The following is a 14,705-nucleotide window of genomic DNA, read 5'->3' on the forward strand; positions in this document are numbered from 1 at the left end:
GGCCGCCTCCGGGCGGCCTTTTTCACTACGAGGTAGCGCGCAGCACGAAGCGCGTCGGCACCATGATCGGCGGCTGTCCCGGCTTGAACGCCTCCGGATTGGCAATGAAATCGACGATGTGCCGGACGTAATCGGACTTGTCGTAGCCGATCGACGAGATCGGATAGGCCTCGAAATCGGTCAGCGACAGGTTGTCGAAGCCATAAAGCCGGAAACGCGGCGGCCGGTTGCCCGGAAAATCCGAGCGGCAGACATCGAGAATGCCCATCGCCATGGCATCCGATGTGCAGAAGATGGCGTCGGGACAATCATCACCGGCGAGCACAGCCGCAGCGGCATGTCCACTGGCATAGGAATAGTCCCCCTGAACCGTGCGCTTCAATTCGATCCGGTGCTGCTCGAAAGCCTTGCGATAAAGACCGATACGCGCATGCTCGACCGGCGATGAGGCGCGGCCGGTGACCAGCCCCGCAGTGCGCACCCGCTTGCTGGCGGCATCCGCGACCGCCTCGAAAATACCGACGGCCTCGTCGGGCATCACGACAGGCGAGAGCTCGTCATGCAGCCCGTTCAGCATCACCACCAGATCGGAACGGAACATCCGCCGCACGGTGGTCGCATCCGCGAAGTCCGAGAACACCAACCCGGCATCGACATGGTAGGCGACGCCGTTTCTGAGGAACTCTTCGACGCGCGCGACCGAACCGATGCGCACCAGGATGACCTGTTTGCCGATCGCCTGGATCTGATCGATCAGGCGGTCGAACAGGTCGAGGTCGGAGAGATCGTGAATGTGGTTGACGACGACGGCGACGAGATTGACCGTCTTGGTGGTCAGGCTCTGGGCCAAGAGGTTCGGCTTGTAGCCGAGAGCATTGGCCGCATCGATGACACGCTCGCGCTTGTCGGCGGACACCGGCCGCGGCTCGGTCGAAAGGGCCCGGCTTGCGACAGCGCGGGAAACGCCGGCCAGCCGCGCAACATCGGCAATCGTCGGAGCGGCATCACGGCCGGTCGGTGCTTTCATCGTCAGTTGCTTCCCCACCTTCTTCCGGCCTGATACCGCAAGCTTGCCGTTCTGGCCATGCGAAATACCAGCCATTTTCAGCCCAAACTGCCAGATTGCGCCGCGCTTCGCAATCTGGCCCAAATGGGTCAGTTCCTTAGGCGGCGAAATGCCTGCGTGGAACGCCGGAAGCGCTAGAGCCAGGACGCGGCGGTTTTCGGCAGGCGCCCTTCGGGATCGACGGCGCTAAGCTTCGGCGCGCCGGGTGTATTCCAACGCCAGAGCGCCACGCAGCGGCCGCCCGGCGACATGAAGGAGGGATAGAGCACGCCATCGAAGCCTGCCGCGATCAGCCGTTCCCGCAACTGGTGCGTCGCGGCAACGCGCCCGGCATCGAGTTCCAGCCGCCACTCGCAGCGGTGGATTGCGATCGTTTCCGCATATGCTTCGAGAAACGCGGCACTCGTCGTGTCAGCAAGACGCGCACCCGTCAGTTCAAGCTTGGCGATGATGGCCGGATGCTGGACGAAGCCCTGATTATACTCGGCCCAGGCCGTTGAAAGTTCGCAAGCTGCATGGATGGTTGCCGCACCCACCGGGTTCCAGCGGCCGCCGAAGCGCGCTGCCCCTTCACCCGAGAGTGGCGCAAAGGCCCAACGCGGCACGAAGGCCCGCCAGAGCTCAAGCGTGCCGGCCTCAGGGCCTTCAGGCATAGACGCCAGACCGGACAGCTTCCAGATAGGCAAGCACCTTGTCCGGCTTGCCTTCACCAACGAGATCGAAGGCGGTCTTGCCGGCCCAGCCCGGGATCGGCTGGTGCTTGAACCAGATCACGGCGCGATTGTCGTCACCCGCCATCTCGCTTGCCATGGAGAGGATGCGCACGACATTGCTGAGCGCGCCATCGACCTTCCGGGCACTCGATTTCGCCGTCAGCGTGTTGCGGGCAACACCGATCAGCCGGGCAAGTTCGGCAAGCGTAACGCCAAGCTGATCGGCAACGCGGCGCGCGGAGAGAAATGCCGACTGTCCGTCACCGTAACGGGCGGCTGCAACATCGAAGCTCAGAGCTGCCATTATCATCACCTTGGCGAAAATTGATCAACTGCTTATCAAAATAGGCTCAGCTTTCGATCAATTCAAGCGCAAAGCATGTCATGCCCGCCAAGGCGGATTGCGCTTTTCGAAGAAAGCCGCAATGCCTTCATGTGCTTCAGCCGTCTCCCAGGCATCGGCAAGCTGCCCGATCACGCTTTCGAGCAAAGCATCAGTAATCGGCGGTGCCAGCGACTTTGCCAGCGCCTTGGCGCGTGCTGCCGCTTCGGGCGAGGCCTGCAGGAAATGGCTGACCTCCACCTCGATGGTGCGGTCTAACTCCTCGACCGCAACGATGCGATCGACGAGACCGATAGCTCGCGCCTCCCCGGCATCGATCGGCTTGCCGGAGAGAAACAGCGGGCGTGCCGCAGCCGCGCCGATGCGCGCGACGACGAACGGGCTGATGGTCGCCGGAATGATGCCGAGCCGCACTTCGGGCAGGCCGAAACGCGCAGTACCGGCAGCGACGGCAAGATCGCAGACAGCCAGCAGCCCCACCCCGCCGCCGAAGCTGTTGCCATGAACCCGGGCGATCACCGGCTTCGGCAGATCGCTCAGTGTGCGATACATCGTTGCCAGGCGGCGGGCTTCGTGCATGCGCTGAGCCCGCGAAGCGGCAAACTGTTGCTGCATCCAGCCAAGATCGCCACCGGCGCAAAAGCTCTTGCCCTCCGCAGCAAGCACGACGACGCGCACCGCCGGATCGGCTCCGATCTTCCTCGAAGCCGCGATCAATTCGTCCATCATGGCGGACGACAGCGCATTGTGCTTTTCGCCCCGCGCCAGCGTCAGGCGCGCGATGCCATTCTCGATGGCGACTTTCAGCGTTTCAGGCATCGTCATTCACTCCTCAGGCTTCTGGCAAGGCTCGCAGCCTCCGCAAGCCGATCCAGAAGCAGTCCCGTCTCTATGCGCTTCGCTTGGAGATGGCGGGCGACATCAAGCGTATCGACGTTGCCCTTGGCGCCCGGCGCATAAGGGCAGCCGCCGAGACCGCCGGCCGATGCATCGAACACCGCGATCCCCCGTTCCAGCGCCACATCGATATTGTCCAGCGCGCGGCCCGCCGTATCGTGGAAATGCCCAGCCAGACGATCCGCCGGGACCTCCTCCAGCACCTCCGCCAGCATGCGGTCGACCGCCTCAGGCCGCCCCCGGCCGATCGTGTCGCCGAGGCTGATCTCGAAGCAGCCGAGGTCGCGGAGCTGGCGCGCCACCTCGGCCGCCGCCACAGGCTCGACAATGCCCTCGTACGGGCATTCGACGACGCAGCTGACATAGCCGCGCATGGGAATGCCATGCTCCCGGCTCGCTTCCGCGACCGGCCTGAAACGCTCGATGCTTTCGGCGATCGAACAGTTGATATTCCGCTGCGAAAAGCTCTCTGAGGCGGATGCGAAGATCGCGATCTCATCGGCTTTTGCTACCAGAGCCGCTTCGAAGCCCTTCATATTCGGTGTCAGCGCCGCGTAGCGGATGCCGGGGTGGCGGGTGATGCGTGCCATCACATCGGAAGCATCGGCAAGCTGCGGCACCCATTTCGGGCTGACGAAACTCGTCACCTCGATACGCTCGAAACCGCAGCCTGAGAGCAAATCGACGAGCGCGAGTTTATCGCTGGTCGCGACGAAGCGCGCCTCGTTCTGCAGACCGTCGCGCGGCGACATTTCGACGATCGAGACGCGGCGCGGCCTCATTCCCCGAGCGCCTTGAGGCTGACCAGCACCGCACCCTCGGAAACCTGATGTCCCTCGCTGACCGCGACACTTTCAACCACACCATCGCGGGCGGCGGTCAGCGTCAGCTCCATCTTCATCGCCTCCATGACGATCAGCGGCTGTCCCTTGGCAACGGACGCGCCTTCGCCAATACGGACCAGCTTGATGAACCCGGGCATCGGCGCCACCAGCCGGTCGCCGCCGGCGATCTCGGAGGCTGCTGCCTCGAGCGGATCGGGCAGTTCGAAAACGTGGGTCGCGCCATCAAGCCGGAGCGAAAGCTGCCGTCCATGGTGCCGGGCTTCGACGAGAACCTGGCGTCCATCGGCTTCGGCATGAATGCGCCCATTGTCGCGGCTGACGATCCTGACCGGGACGACACGCTGGCCGTTATGGGCCGCGAACATGTCGAAGCCGCGGGCGATAACCCGGAGGCTCAGCGTTTCGCCCGCATGCTGCAGGGTGATGATGCGCTGCATCTCGCTCCACAGCTGCCAGTGACCAAGCGTCTCCCACGGATCGCTGCCGCCACGCGGCATGTCGAGCGAAAGGACCGCCGCAAGAGCGATTGCAGCACCGCTTGGCGCCGGAACCTCCGTCAGGCTGTCGAGGTTCCTTTCGATCAGGCCGGTATCGGGATGACCGCCGACAAAATCCTCCTGGCGCGTCAGATTGGCGAGAAACGCCAGATTGCTGACGGTTCCCTCGATCCGCGATGCCTGAAGCGCGCGCCGCAGACCGGACAGCGCAGCCTGGCGATTGTCTCCATGAACGATCAGCTTTGCGATCAGCGGATCGTAATGCGCCGAAATCCGGTCTCCGGCCCTGATGCCTGCGTCGATCCTGGCTCCGCTTTCGGGGAATTGAAGGCGCTCGATCTTGCCGGTCGCGGGGAGGAAGCCTTTCGCCGCGTCCTCCGCATAGATGCGCGCCTCGAAGGCCCAGCCGTTGATGCCAAGCTCGGCCTGCTTCTTCGGCAGCGGCTCACCCGCAGCCACCTTCAGCTGCCATTCGACGAGATCGACGCCCGAGATCGCCTCGGTCACCGGATGCTCCACCTGCAGACGGGTGTTCATCTCCATGAAGAAGAAGCGATCCGGCCAGAGACCGTCGGAAACGTCGGCGATGAACTCAACCGTTCCGGCGCCGCGGTAATCGATCGCCCTGGCGGCGCGGACCGCTGCCTCGCCCATCGCCCGGCGCATCTCCGCCGTCATCCCGGGGGCTGGCGCTTCCTCGATGACCTTCTGGTGGCGGCGCTGCAGCGAGCAGTCGCGCTCGAAGAGATGCACAACATTGCCATGGCGGTCGCCGAAGACCTGCATTTCGATATGGCGCGGCCGCAGGAGATATTTCTCGATCAGCACGGCATCGTCGCCGAATGCAGCCGCCGCCTCGCGCCGCGCCGCTTCCAGCGAGGCGGAAAAATCCTGTGCCTGATCGACGCGGCGCATGCCCTTGCCGCCACCGCCCGCCCGCGCCTTGATCAGCACTGGAAAGCCGATTTCGGCCGCCCTTGCCGCCAGGAAATCGGGATCCTGATTGTCACCGTGATAACCGGGCACAACAGGAACGCCGGACTGTTCCATCAGCCGTTTGGCCGCATCCTTGAGGCCCATGGCACGGATGGCGGAAGGCTGCGGGCCGATGAACACCATTCCGGCAGCCTCGACAGCCTCCGCGAATTCCGCATTCTCCGAGAGAAACCCATATCCCGGATGGATGGCCTGAGCCCCGGAGCGGGTTGCAGCCGCAATGACGCGCTCGATCGACAGATAGCTCTCATGCGCTGCTGCGCCGCCGATGCGATAGGCCTCGTCGGCCATTTCCGCGTGAAGCGCGCCGGTATCGGCGTCGGAATAGACCGCGACCGTGCGAATGCCCATGCGCCTCGCGGTGCGGATGATGCGGCAGGCGATCTCACCCCGGTTTGCGATCAGTATCTTGTCGAACATGGCAGCCTCACATCCTGAACAGGCCGAAGCGCGTGTCTTCGATCGGGGCATTCAGCGCAGCCGATAGCGACAGGCCGAGCACATCGCGACTCTTCATCGGGTCGATCACCCCATCATCCCAAAGCCGCGCCGAGGCATAGAGCGGGTGGCTCTGGCTTTCAAAACGGTCGAGCACCGGCTGCTTGAAGGCCGTTTCCTCTTCTGCGCTCCATGGCTTGCCAGCGCGCGTCAGCGCCTCGCCGCGCACGGTCGCCAGCACGCCCGCCGCCTGCTCGCCGCCCATGACGGAGATGCGGCTGTTCGGCCACGTCCAGAGGAAGCGCGGCGAGAAGGCGCGGCCGGCCATGCCGTAATTTCCGGCGCCGAAGGAGCCACCGATCAGCATGGTGATTTTCGGCACATTTGTGGTCGCCACCGCCGTCACCAGCTTGGCGCCGTGCTTGGCGATGCCTTCCGTCTCATATTTCCGGCCGACCATGAAGCCGGTAATATTCTGCAGGAAGACCAGCGGGATCTTCCGCTGCGAGCAGAGCTCGACGAAATGTGCGCCCTTCAGCGCCGATTCCGAAAACAGCACGCCGTTATTGGCGATGATGCCGACGGGGATGCCGTGGATATGCGCGAAGCCGCAGACCAGAGTCGCACCATAGCGCGCCTTGAACTCGTCGAAACGCGAGCCATCGACGATGCGGGCAATAACCTCTCTGACATCGTAGGGCGTGCGCAGGTCGGCCGGCACGATCCCGGCGATCTCCGAGGGATCGTAGAGCGGCGGCTCCGGGGTCTGCAGCTCGATCGCCGTCCGCTTGGGACGGTTGAGCGCCGCAACGCTGCGGCGGGCCAGCGCCAGCGCATGGACATCGTCGCGCGCCAGATGATCGGCAACGCCCGACAGCCGCGTATGGACATCGCCGCCACCGAGATCCTCGGCCGTGACGATCTCGCCGGTCGCAGCCTTCACCAGCGGCGGACCGGCGAGGAAGATCGTCCCCTGCCCTTCGACAATGATCGTCTCGTCCGACATCGCGGGCACGTAGGCGCCGCCTGCGGTGCATGAGCCCATGACGACGGCGATCTGCGGAATGCCGGCCGCCGACATGTTCGCCTGATTGAAGAAGATGCGGCCGAAATGGTCCCGGTCCGGAAAGACCTCGTCCTGGTTCGGCAGGTTGGCGCCGCCCGAGTCGACGAGATAGATGCAGGGCAGATTGTTCTCGGCGGCAATCTCCTGCGCCCGCAGGTGCTTCTTGACCGTCATCGGATAATAGGTGCCGCCTTTGACCGTCGCATCGTTGCAGACGATCATGCATTCGCGGCCCATCACCCGGCCGATGCCGGTGATCAGCCCCGCCGACGGCGCATCGCCGTCATACATGCCGTGCGCCGCCGTGGCCGCGACCTCGAGAAACGGCGTCGCGGGATCGATCAACCCCATGACGCGATCGCGCGGCAGCATCTTGCCGCGCCCGACATGCCGCTCCCGCGCCACCTGTCCACCGCCATTGGCGGCAACACGCACGGCGTCGTCGACGAGCTTGCTGGCTTCCTGCATCGCCGTGCGATTCGCCTTGAAGGCTTCGGAATTGGTGGAAATTTCGGATTTGAGTACGGTCATGCCGTCTCCGCAAACAGTTCGCGGCCGATCAGCATGCGGCGGATTTCGGAGGTGCCGGCACCGATCTCGTAGAGCTTGGCGTCCCTGAGCAGGCGGCCGGCGGCGTAGTCGTTGGTATAGCCGTTGCCGCCGAGCGCCTGGATGGCTTCGAGTGCCATGGCGGTTGCCTTTTCGGCAGCGTAGAGGATGCAGCCGGCGGCGTCCTTGCGGGTGGTTTCGCCGCGATCGCAGGCGGTGGCGACGGCATAGACATAGGCTCGCGCGGTGTTCATCGTCACATACATGTCGGCGAGCTTGCCCTGCATCAGCTGGAACTCACCGATCGCCTGGCCGAACTGTTTGCGCTCGTGCAGGTAGGGAACGACGATATCCATGCAGGCAGCCATGATGCCGAGCGGGCCGGCTGAGAGCACGACGCGCTCGTAGTCCAGACCCGACATCAGCACCTTCACGCCGCCGCCAACCGTGCCGAGCACGTTTTCCTCGGGCACTTCGCAATCGGAAAAGATCAGCTCCGACGTGTTGGAGCCGCGCATGCCGAGCTTGTCGAGTTTCTGGCCGGTCGAAAAGCCTTTGAAACCCTTCTCGATCAGGAAGGCGGTGATGCCGCGCGGGCCGGCTTCCTGATCGGTCTTGGCATAGACGACGAGCACATCGGCATCCGGGCCGTTGGTGATCCACATCTTGCTGCCGTTCAGCACGTAGCGGTCACCGCGCTTCTCGGCCCTGAGCTTCATCGAGACGACGTCGGAACCGGCCGACGGCTCGGACATGGCAAGCGCGCCGACATGCTCTCCCGAGATCAGCTTCGGCAGATAGCGGCTTTTCTGTCCGGCATTGCCGTTGCGGTTGATCTGGTTGACGCAGAGATTGGAATGGGCGCCGTAGCTCAGCGCCACCGAGGCCGAGGCGCGGCTGATCTCCTCCATGGCCACGCAATGGGCGAGATAGCCGAGACCGGCGCCGCCATACTCTTCAGCGGCAGTGATGCCGAGAAGGCCCATGTCGCCGAGCTCGCGCCAGAGCGGCATCGGAAAGGCATTGTTGCGGTCGGTCTCGTCGGCGAGCGGGGCGATCCGTTCGCTGGCGAAGCGCCTGACGGCGTCGCGCAGCGCTTCGATTTCCTCGCCGAGCGCAAAACTCAAGCCACCTGAATACATCCGGCCTCTCTCCCTTAGACCCAGTCCACAATTCCGGACGCAAAACCGCTTCGCACTTTTGCTGGAATTGCTCTCAGCCGTTGATCATGCAGCGTCCGGCATGCGCGCCGGCTCACCCGAAATTTCGTAAGCCTTCAGACGCTTGTCGATTTGCTCCATGACCGTACGGGCGGCCACCTCCTTGACCAGCCCGTAGCCGCGAATCTCATCGAACAGCGTCAGAATGGCAAGCGCTTCCGCTTCGTTGCTGCCGTTGAGTTTGGCGAAGACGCGGGCGGCGATCGCCTCGTAATCGGAGATCAACCGCCGCTCCATCTTGCGCTCATGCAGATAGCCGAAGGGGTCGAGTGCCGTGCCGCGCAGGCGCTTGAAACGTGCGAGACCGCGCAGCAGCGGCAGGATCCAGGCGCCGAACTCGCGCTTCTTCGGGCGGCCGTTCGGGTCCTTGCCCGAAAGAACCGGCGGCGCGAGATTGAAGACGAGGCGGAAATCGCCCTCCATTTCCTCGCGCATCTTCGCCTCGAAGGCTGGATCGGTGAGCAGACGCGCCACCTCATACTCATCCTTGTAGGCGAGCACCCGCGCATAAGTGACGGCGGTAGCAAACGGTATCTTGTCCGAAAGGCCAGCCTTTGCGGCCGCGGCCCTGGCGCGTTCGACGAGGGCGGCGAAGCGGGTGGCAAGGCGCTCGTCCTGATAGGCGGCGAGATGCGCCTTGCGATGGGCGACGACCTCGGCAAAGGACATATCAGCCAGCGTCTTGCGCTCCTCCTTCTCGCCCATAGCGGCGCGCACGGCGTCCGGATCGTGAGCGAGAAGGCGCCCCCAGTTGAAAGACGCCCGGCTTGCCTTGACCGCCACGCCATTGAGTTCGATCGCCTTTTCGATCGATTCAAGCGACAGCGGCACAAGACCCGATTGCCAGGCAAAACCGGTGAGCAGGATATTGGTGTTGATGCCATTGCCGGTCAGCGCTGTCGCCGCATGGCTGAAGTCGAGGAAGACCGAGCGGTCGCTGACAGTCCTGGCGATCGTGTGCATCACCGAGCCGGTTTTGAAATCGAAATCGCGGTTGCGAACGAAATCGGCAACCGGCATCAAGCCGGTATTGACGATGGCTGTCGTGCGCTCCGTCTTGCAGAGCGTGATCGCATCCTTGGAGGCGCCGACGACATCGTCGGCTGCCAGCAGCAGATCGGCGCCGCCATTGACGATGCGTGGCGAGGTCACATCCTTCTGCTCGCGGCCGATGCGCAGATAGCTCATCACCGCGCCGCCCTTCTGGGCGAGACCGGCCATATCGAGGATCATCGGCACCTTGCCGTCGAGATGGGCGGCCATGCCGAGCACGGCGCCGATCGTCAGGATGCCGGTGCCGCCGACGCCGGCGATGGCGATATTCCAGGGGCGGTCACCGATCTCCGGGATGACGGGCATCGGGATGTCGGCATCGACGGGCTCGACCGCCTTGCGCTTCTTGCGCTCGCCGCCCTTCACAGTGATGAAGGACGGACAGAAACCCTTCACGCAGGAGAAGTCCTTGTTGCAGGTCGACTGGTTGATCTGGCGCTTGCGGCCGAACTCGGTTTCCAGCGGCTCGACCGAGATGCAGTTGGATTGCACCGAGCAATCGCCGCAGCCTTCGCAGACCGCTTCGTTGATGAAGACGCGCTTGGCCGGATCCTCCATCAGGCCGCGGCTACGGCGACGGCGCTTTTCGGCAGCACAGGTCTGTACATAGACGATCGCCGAGCAACCCGGCGTTTCGCGCAGCTTCAGCATGACGGGATCGAGATGATCGCGGTGCAGGACGGTGACGCCGGGCGCAAGCTCAGGCGCCACATAGGCATCCGGATTGTCCGAGAGCAGATAGATCGGCGAGACGCCTTCATTGTAAAGCTGCTTGGTCATCAGCTGCGGCGTCATATAGCCGTCGATCTGCTGGCCGCCGGTCATGGCGACGGCATCGTTATAGAGCAGCTTGTAGGTAACGTTGACCTTGGCGGCGACCGACTGGCGCACCGCCAGAATACCGGAGTGGAAATAGGTGCCGTCGCCGAGATTGACGAACATGTGCTTCTCGTCGGTGTAGCGCGAGATCGCCGTCCACGGCACGCCCTCGCCACCCATCTGTGTGAAGGTCTCGGTATTCCGGTCCATCCAGGTGACCATGTAATGGCAGCCGATACCGGCCGTGGCGCGGCTGCCTTCGGGCACGCGCGTCGAGGTATTGTGCGGACAGCCGGAACAGAAGAACGGCGTGCGCTGCAGCGGCGGCACATGGCTGCGGCTGATCTGGCCGCGCTCGGAGAGATAGGCAAGCTTGTCGGAAATCCGCTGGTGCAGCGACGGGTCCATGTCGAGTTTCAGGATGCGTCCGGCAATGGCACGCGCAACGGCACCGACCGTCAGCGCCGCCGAGAGGCTGAGATAGGGTTTGTCATGCTCGTCGAACTTGCCGACGATGCGCGGGCGCACGTCGGAACGCCAGTTGAAGAGCTGCTGCTTGATCTGGTTCTCGATGATCTCGCGGCGCTCCTCGATGACGAGCACCTCGTCGAGACCCTCGGAAAAATGCCGGACGGCCTCAGGCTCCAGCGGCCAGGGCATGCGGATCTTCAGGATGCGGATGCCGATCGCTTCCATCTCGGCACGGCCGAGCTCCAGTTCCCGCAGCGCCTGCAGCACATCCTCATAGGCCTTGCCAGAGGAGATGATGCCGAAGCGGGCATGCGGCGCATCATGGGTGATTTCATCGACCCGGTTGGCACGGGCAAAGGCGATCGCCGCATAGGCCTTGTAGGTCTGCAGACGGTCGTCCTGGATCAGCGGCGGGTCCGGCCAGCGGATGTTGAGCCCGCCCGGCGGCAGCTCGAAATCGGTCGGGATCACGAATTGCCGCTTCTCGCCCGAGAGATCGACAGCCGCGGTCGTCTCGACCGTATCGGCGATGAATTTCATGCCGACCCAGCATCCGGAATAGCGCGACATTGCGATGCCGAGCAGACCGTATTCGATGAATTCGTGGATCGAGGACGGGTAGAGAACCGGAATGACCGCCGACATGAAATCATGATCGGTCTGGTGCGGCACGGTAGATGACTTCGCCGCATGGTCGTCACCGGCAAAACAGAGCACACCGCCATGCTTGGAAGTGCCCGCTGCGTTTGCATGTTTCAGCACGTCGCCGGAGCGGTCGACGCCCGGACCCTTGCCGTACCAGATACCGAGAACGCCGTCCTTGTTGGCTCCCGGCGAAAGACCTGCCTGCTGACTGCCCCATACGGCGGTGGCGGCAAGATCCTCGTTGATCCCGGGCTGGAAGGTGACCTGGTGCTGGTCGAGATAGCGCTGCGCCTTCATCAGCTGCTGGTCGTAGCCGCCGAGCGGCGACCCGCGATAGCCTGATATGAAGGCCGCGGTGTTCAACCCGGCGGCGTGGTCGCGCCGCATCTGGGTCATCGGCAGGCGAACCAGCGCCTGCAGTCCGGACATGAAGACCCGGCCTTCTTCGGCCGTATATTTATCGTCGAGCGATACACTCGTCGCCAGCATCTGCTCTCCTCCCGAGATCGCAGTGGTGAACCATGACGCCTGGGGAGGGCTCCTCTTCCGCTCCCTTTGGCATGTAACGCGATAGTAGCACTGCGGTTGCGGAATTTCCGGGCCAAGAATGGCGCGGTTGCGCATCATTCGAAAATTAGAATGTGCCATCACGACATTTTTGCAATGGGTGGCCTTTGCCGATTGACCTTGCGGCCGCCATCTCGCCATATCCGTCGAGCCCGGTTTGGAGCGGGCGCATCGGAGGAAAACATGACCATTTCGCTCGCACCCGTCGCCCTGCCGGATTTCGGTCCGCTCGGCGAACAGCCGCAGATTCCCGCCGCCACCTATGCAGCGCGCGCCGACGCAGCGCTGAAGAATGCCGGGACGGACTGGCTCGTCGTCTATGCCGACCGGGAGCATTTCGGAAACATCATGTTCCTCTCCGGATTCGAGCCGCGTTTCGAGGAGGCGCTGCTGCTGCTCGGCAAAGGCGGCAAGCGAGTGATCATCACCGGCAATGAATCCGAGAGCTATACCGCGCTTGCCCGGCTGCCCGGTATCGAGGCGCTCCGCGCCCAGACATTCAGCCTAATGGGCCAGGACCGCTCGCAAGACCCGCGCCTCGCCGACCGGCTCAATGATGCCGGTATCAACACCGGAGACAGCATCGGGCTGGTTGGCTGGAAATATCTTTCTGCCGAGGAAGATGAAGACTACGCACAAAGCTTCTTCGTGCCTGACTTCATCGTGAAGATCCTGAGCCGCACCATCGGCAGCGGCGGCAAGCTCGTCGATCGAACCGAAGTGCTGATGCATCCGGAAAAGGGGCTGCGTTCGGTCGTCGATGTCGATCAGCTCGCTGCCTTCGAATGGGCCGCCGCACGCTGCTCGACGGCACTCTGGCGCGTTGTCTCGGGCGTGCGTGAAGGCGATACGGAATTCGAGGCGCTGGGACGGCTCGGTTATGAAGGCGATCCGCTCAACGTCCACACCATGTTTGCCTCGGTGAGTAAAGGCGAACACATCATCGGCCTGCGCAGCCCGACGGCGCGAAAGCTGAAGCGCGGCGATGGCGTCACGACAGCGCTTGGCTACTGGGGTGCGCTGTCATCGCGCGCCGGATTGCTTGTTGATCATGACCACGATTTTCTGAAGCCGTCGAAAGCCTATTTCGAGGCGCTGATCACCTGGTATGAAACATCGGATATCGGCGTCACCGGCGGCGCGCTCTTCGAGGCGGTGACCGGCAAGCTGAAGTCGGCGGGGCTCAACTCTGCGCTCAACCCCGGCCATCTCGGCAGCCACGAGGAATGGCTCCATTCGCCGGTACAGCCTGGATCGACGGATCGGCTCCGCTCCGGCATGCCGTTTCAGGTCGATGTGATCCCGGTGCCGATGCCCGCGGGCTGGGCGCTCAACAGCGAGGATGCCGTAGCATTTGCCGACGAGGCACTGAGGGAGGAGATAAGGCATCGCTATCCGGCCATGCATGCGCGCATCGCTGCGCGCCGCAGCTTCATGGCAGACAAGCTGGGTGTCGCGGTCAAGGACAGCATCCTGCCGCTGTCCTCGACGCCGCTCTATCTCCCGCCATTCTGGCTGAAGTCAGGGCATGTGCTGGTTCGCGATTAAGCCGTCAGGCGGCGCCGCGAGATGATCACGAGGCGCCGCTCCCACCAAATCAACACCAGGCTGGAGCCGACGATCAGCAGGGCTCCGGCAACGACATTCAGCGTCGGGATCTCGGCCCAGATCAGGTAACCATAGAGGAAAGCCCAGATCAGTCCGCTATATTCGATCGGCGCCAGTGTCGAGGCCGGCGCATAGCGGAAGCCTTCGTAGAGGATGTACTGTCCGGCCGCGCTTATGCAGCCAAGGCCGATCATCAGGGCCCAGCCGAAAGCATCCGGGGTTTTCCAGACGAAGGGCAGTGCGGCGCCGCAGACGATGACGAACAGAACGCCTGTTGCCAGCATCTGGTTGACGGTACTTTCCGTACGGCTGACGAGACGCACGAGGATGGTACTCCAGGCCCAGCAGAAGCCGGCGAAAAACACCATGCCGGCCGGAATGAGGCTCGGCGCTTCGGCGGGGTTAGCCGCCAGAACGACGCCGATAAAGCCGCCGATGCAGGCCAGCCAGCGGATCGGCCCGACATTTTCCCTGAGGATGAAGATCGACAGCACGACGGTGATGACGGGTGCCGAAAAATACATCGTTGTGATTTCGGCGAGCCCGAGATGGCGGGCCGCGGAATAATAGGCAAGCCAGGCGCCGAGCATCAGCACTGCGCGCAGCAGAACCGAACTTCTGTGCTGGCTTTTCAGGATCGACGGATGACGGTTGCGGTGGATGAAGAAGGCCGAGAAGCCGACGATCATCACGCTGCGGATGAACAGGATCTGCGGCACGGCATAGTCGGCGACCAGCCACTTGACGACGGCGTCCTGGATGGCAAACAGCGAATAGCCGATGCAGGCAAGGGCAATTCCCACCAGCGGGGAAGGCGCCTCATCGGTCGATCTGGAGAACATGGAAGCCTGCGATGGGAATGCGTTGGGATGCCACGGCCTAGCAAGACCGGGCACCGTTGACAATGCGAGG

11 protein-coding genes are annotated in these 14,705 nt (G+C 63.5%); 1 reads left to right on the forward strand and 10 read right to left on the reverse strand.

What is annotated here, in order from left to right; translation table 11 throughout:
- Nucleotides 1-25 precede the first annotated feature (25 nt).
- The 9 genes from AC1DJO_RS04370 to AC1DJO_RS04410 form a co-directional block, all read right to left on the reverse strand.
- Nucleotides 26-1,027, reverse strand: coding sequence for a LacI family DNA-binding transcriptional regulator (locus AC1DJO_RS04370; RefSeq protein ID WP_112389053.1), 1,002 nt, complete (start codon nucleotides 1,025-1,027; stop codon nucleotides 26-28).
- A 173-nt stretch (nucleotides 1,028-1,200) separates the two neighbouring features.
- The gene (locus tag AC1DJO_RS04375) at nucleotides 1,201-1,719 is read right to left on the reverse strand and encodes an RES family NAD+ phosphorylase (RefSeq protein WP_477969581.1); all 519 of its coding nucleotides are present in this window, start codon (nucleotides 1,717-1,719) and stop codon (nucleotides 1,201-1,203) included.
- Nucleotides 1,712-2,083 carry an antitoxin Xre-like helix-turn-helix domain-containing protein gene (locus tag AC1DJO_RS04380; protein ID WP_112389052.1) on the reverse strand — a complete coding sequence of 124 codons (372 nt, stop codon included), beginning with the start codon at nucleotides 2,081-2,083 and terminating at the stop codon, nucleotides 1,712-1,714. Before AC1DJO_RS04380 ends, AC1DJO_RS04375 begins: the two co-directional genes overlap by 8 nt.
- A 78-nt stretch (nucleotides 2,084-2,161) precedes the next feature.
- Nucleotides 2,162-2,941 (reverse strand): crotonase/enoyl-CoA hydratase family protein, encoded by a 780-nt coding sequence (locus tag AC1DJO_RS04385; RefSeq protein WP_477969583.1) that lies wholly within the window; start codon nucleotides 2,939-2,941, stop codon nucleotides 2,162-2,164.
- Nucleotides 2,942-2,943: 2 nt separating this feature from the next.
- Nucleotides 2,944-3,801 (reverse strand): hydroxymethylglutaryl-CoA lyase, encoded by an 858-nt coding sequence (locus tag AC1DJO_RS04390; RefSeq protein WP_477969383.1) that lies wholly within the window; start codon nucleotides 3,799-3,801, stop codon nucleotides 2,944-2,946.
- On the reverse strand, nucleotides 3,798-5,777 hold the full coding sequence (locus AC1DJO_RS04395) for an acetyl/propionyl/methylcrotonyl-CoA carboxylase subunit alpha (RefSeq protein ID WP_477969385.1): 1,980 nt from the start codon (nucleotides 5,775-5,777) through the stop codon (nucleotides 3,798-3,800). The genes AC1DJO_RS04390 and AC1DJO_RS04395 overlap by 4 nt, the downstream gene beginning before the upstream one ends.
- A 7-nt stretch (nucleotides 5,778-5,784) precedes the next feature.
- Nucleotides 5,785-7,392, reverse strand: coding sequence for a carboxyl transferase domain-containing protein (locus AC1DJO_RS04400; protein ID WP_477969387.1), 1,608 nt, complete (start codon nucleotides 7,390-7,392; stop codon nucleotides 5,785-5,787).
- Nucleotides 7,389-8,552 carry an isovaleryl-CoA dehydrogenase gene (locus AC1DJO_RS04405; RefSeq protein ID WP_477969389.1) on the reverse strand — a complete coding sequence of 388 codons (1,164 nt, stop codon included), beginning with the start codon at nucleotides 8,550-8,552 and terminating at the stop codon, nucleotides 7,389-7,391. Before AC1DJO_RS04405 ends, AC1DJO_RS04400 begins: the two co-directional genes overlap by 4 nt.
- A gap of 84 nt (nucleotides 8,553-8,636) precedes the next feature.
- Complete coding sequence (locus AC1DJO_RS04410) at nucleotides 8,637-12,107, reverse strand: indolepyruvate ferredoxin oxidoreductase family protein (RefSeq protein ID WP_477969391.1); 3,471 nt, start codon at nucleotides 12,105-12,107, stop codon at nucleotides 8,637-8,639.
- Between the two features lie 261 nt (nucleotides 12,108-12,368).
- On the opposite strand from AC1DJO_RS04410, the gene AC1DJO_RS04415 reads away from it, so the two are divergent.
- Entirely contained in the window at nucleotides 12,369-13,733 is a 1,365-nt protein-coding gene (locus AC1DJO_RS04415) for a Xaa-Pro aminopeptidase (RefSeq protein ID WP_477969393.1), read from the forward strand.
- On the opposite strand, the gene AC1DJO_RS04420 is transcribed toward AC1DJO_RS04415, so the two are convergent.
- Nucleotides 13,730-14,635, reverse strand: a complete 906-nt coding sequence (locus AC1DJO_RS04420; protein ID WP_477969395.1) for a DMT family transporter — start codon at nucleotides 14,633-14,635, stop codon at nucleotides 13,730-13,732. The genes AC1DJO_RS04415 and AC1DJO_RS04420 overlap by 4 nt on opposite strands.
- Nucleotides 14,636-14,705 lie beyond the last annotated feature (70 nt).

This window comes from Rhizobium sp. 05N430 (genome assembly GCF_056396985.1).

Excerpts from the sequence above, each read along its gene's own strand:
- AC1DJO_RS04370 (WP_112389053.1), bottom strand. The coding sequence starts at position 1,027 with ATGAAAGCACCGACCGGCCGTGATGCCGCTCCGACGATTGCCGATGTT.
- AC1DJO_RS04375 (WP_477969581.1), bottom strand. The coding sequence starts at position 1,719 with ATGCCTGAAGGCCCTGAGGCCGGCACGCTTGAGCTCTGGCGGGCCTTC.
- AC1DJO_RS04380 (WP_112389052.1), bottom strand. The coding sequence starts at position 2,083 with ATGGCAGCTCTGAGCTTCGATGTTGCAGCCGCCCGTTACGGTGACGGA.
- AC1DJO_RS04385 (WP_477969583.1), bottom strand. The coding sequence starts at position 2,941 with ATGCCTGAAACGCTGAAAGTCGCCATCGAGAATGGCATCGCGCGCCTG.
- AC1DJO_RS04390 (WP_477969383.1), bottom strand. The coding sequence starts at position 3,801 with ATGAGGCCGCGCCGCGTCTCGATCGTCGAAATGTCGCCGCGCGACGGT.
- AC1DJO_RS04395 (WP_477969385.1), bottom strand. The coding sequence starts at position 5,777 with ATGTTCGACAAGATACTGATCGCAAACCGGGGTGAGATCGCCTGCCGC.
- AC1DJO_RS04400 (WP_477969387.1), bottom strand. The coding sequence starts at position 7,392 with ATGACCGTACTCAAATCCGAAATTTCCACCAATTCCGAAGCCTTCAAG.
- AC1DJO_RS04405 (WP_477969389.1), bottom strand. The coding sequence starts at position 8,552 with ATGTATTCAGGTGGCTTGAGTTTTGCGCTCGGCGAGGAAATCGAAGCG.
- AC1DJO_RS04410 (WP_477969391.1), bottom strand. The coding sequence starts at position 12,107 with ATGCTGGCGACGAGTGTATCGCTCGACGATAAATATACGGCCGAAGAA.
- AC1DJO_RS04415 (WP_477969393.1), top strand. The coding sequence starts at position 12,369 with ATGACCATTTCGCTCGCACCCGTCGCCCTGCCGGATTTCGGTCCGCTC.
- AC1DJO_RS04420 (WP_477969395.1), bottom strand. The coding sequence starts at position 14,635 with ATGTTCTCCAGATCGACCGATGAGGCGCCTTCCCCGCTGGTGGGAATT.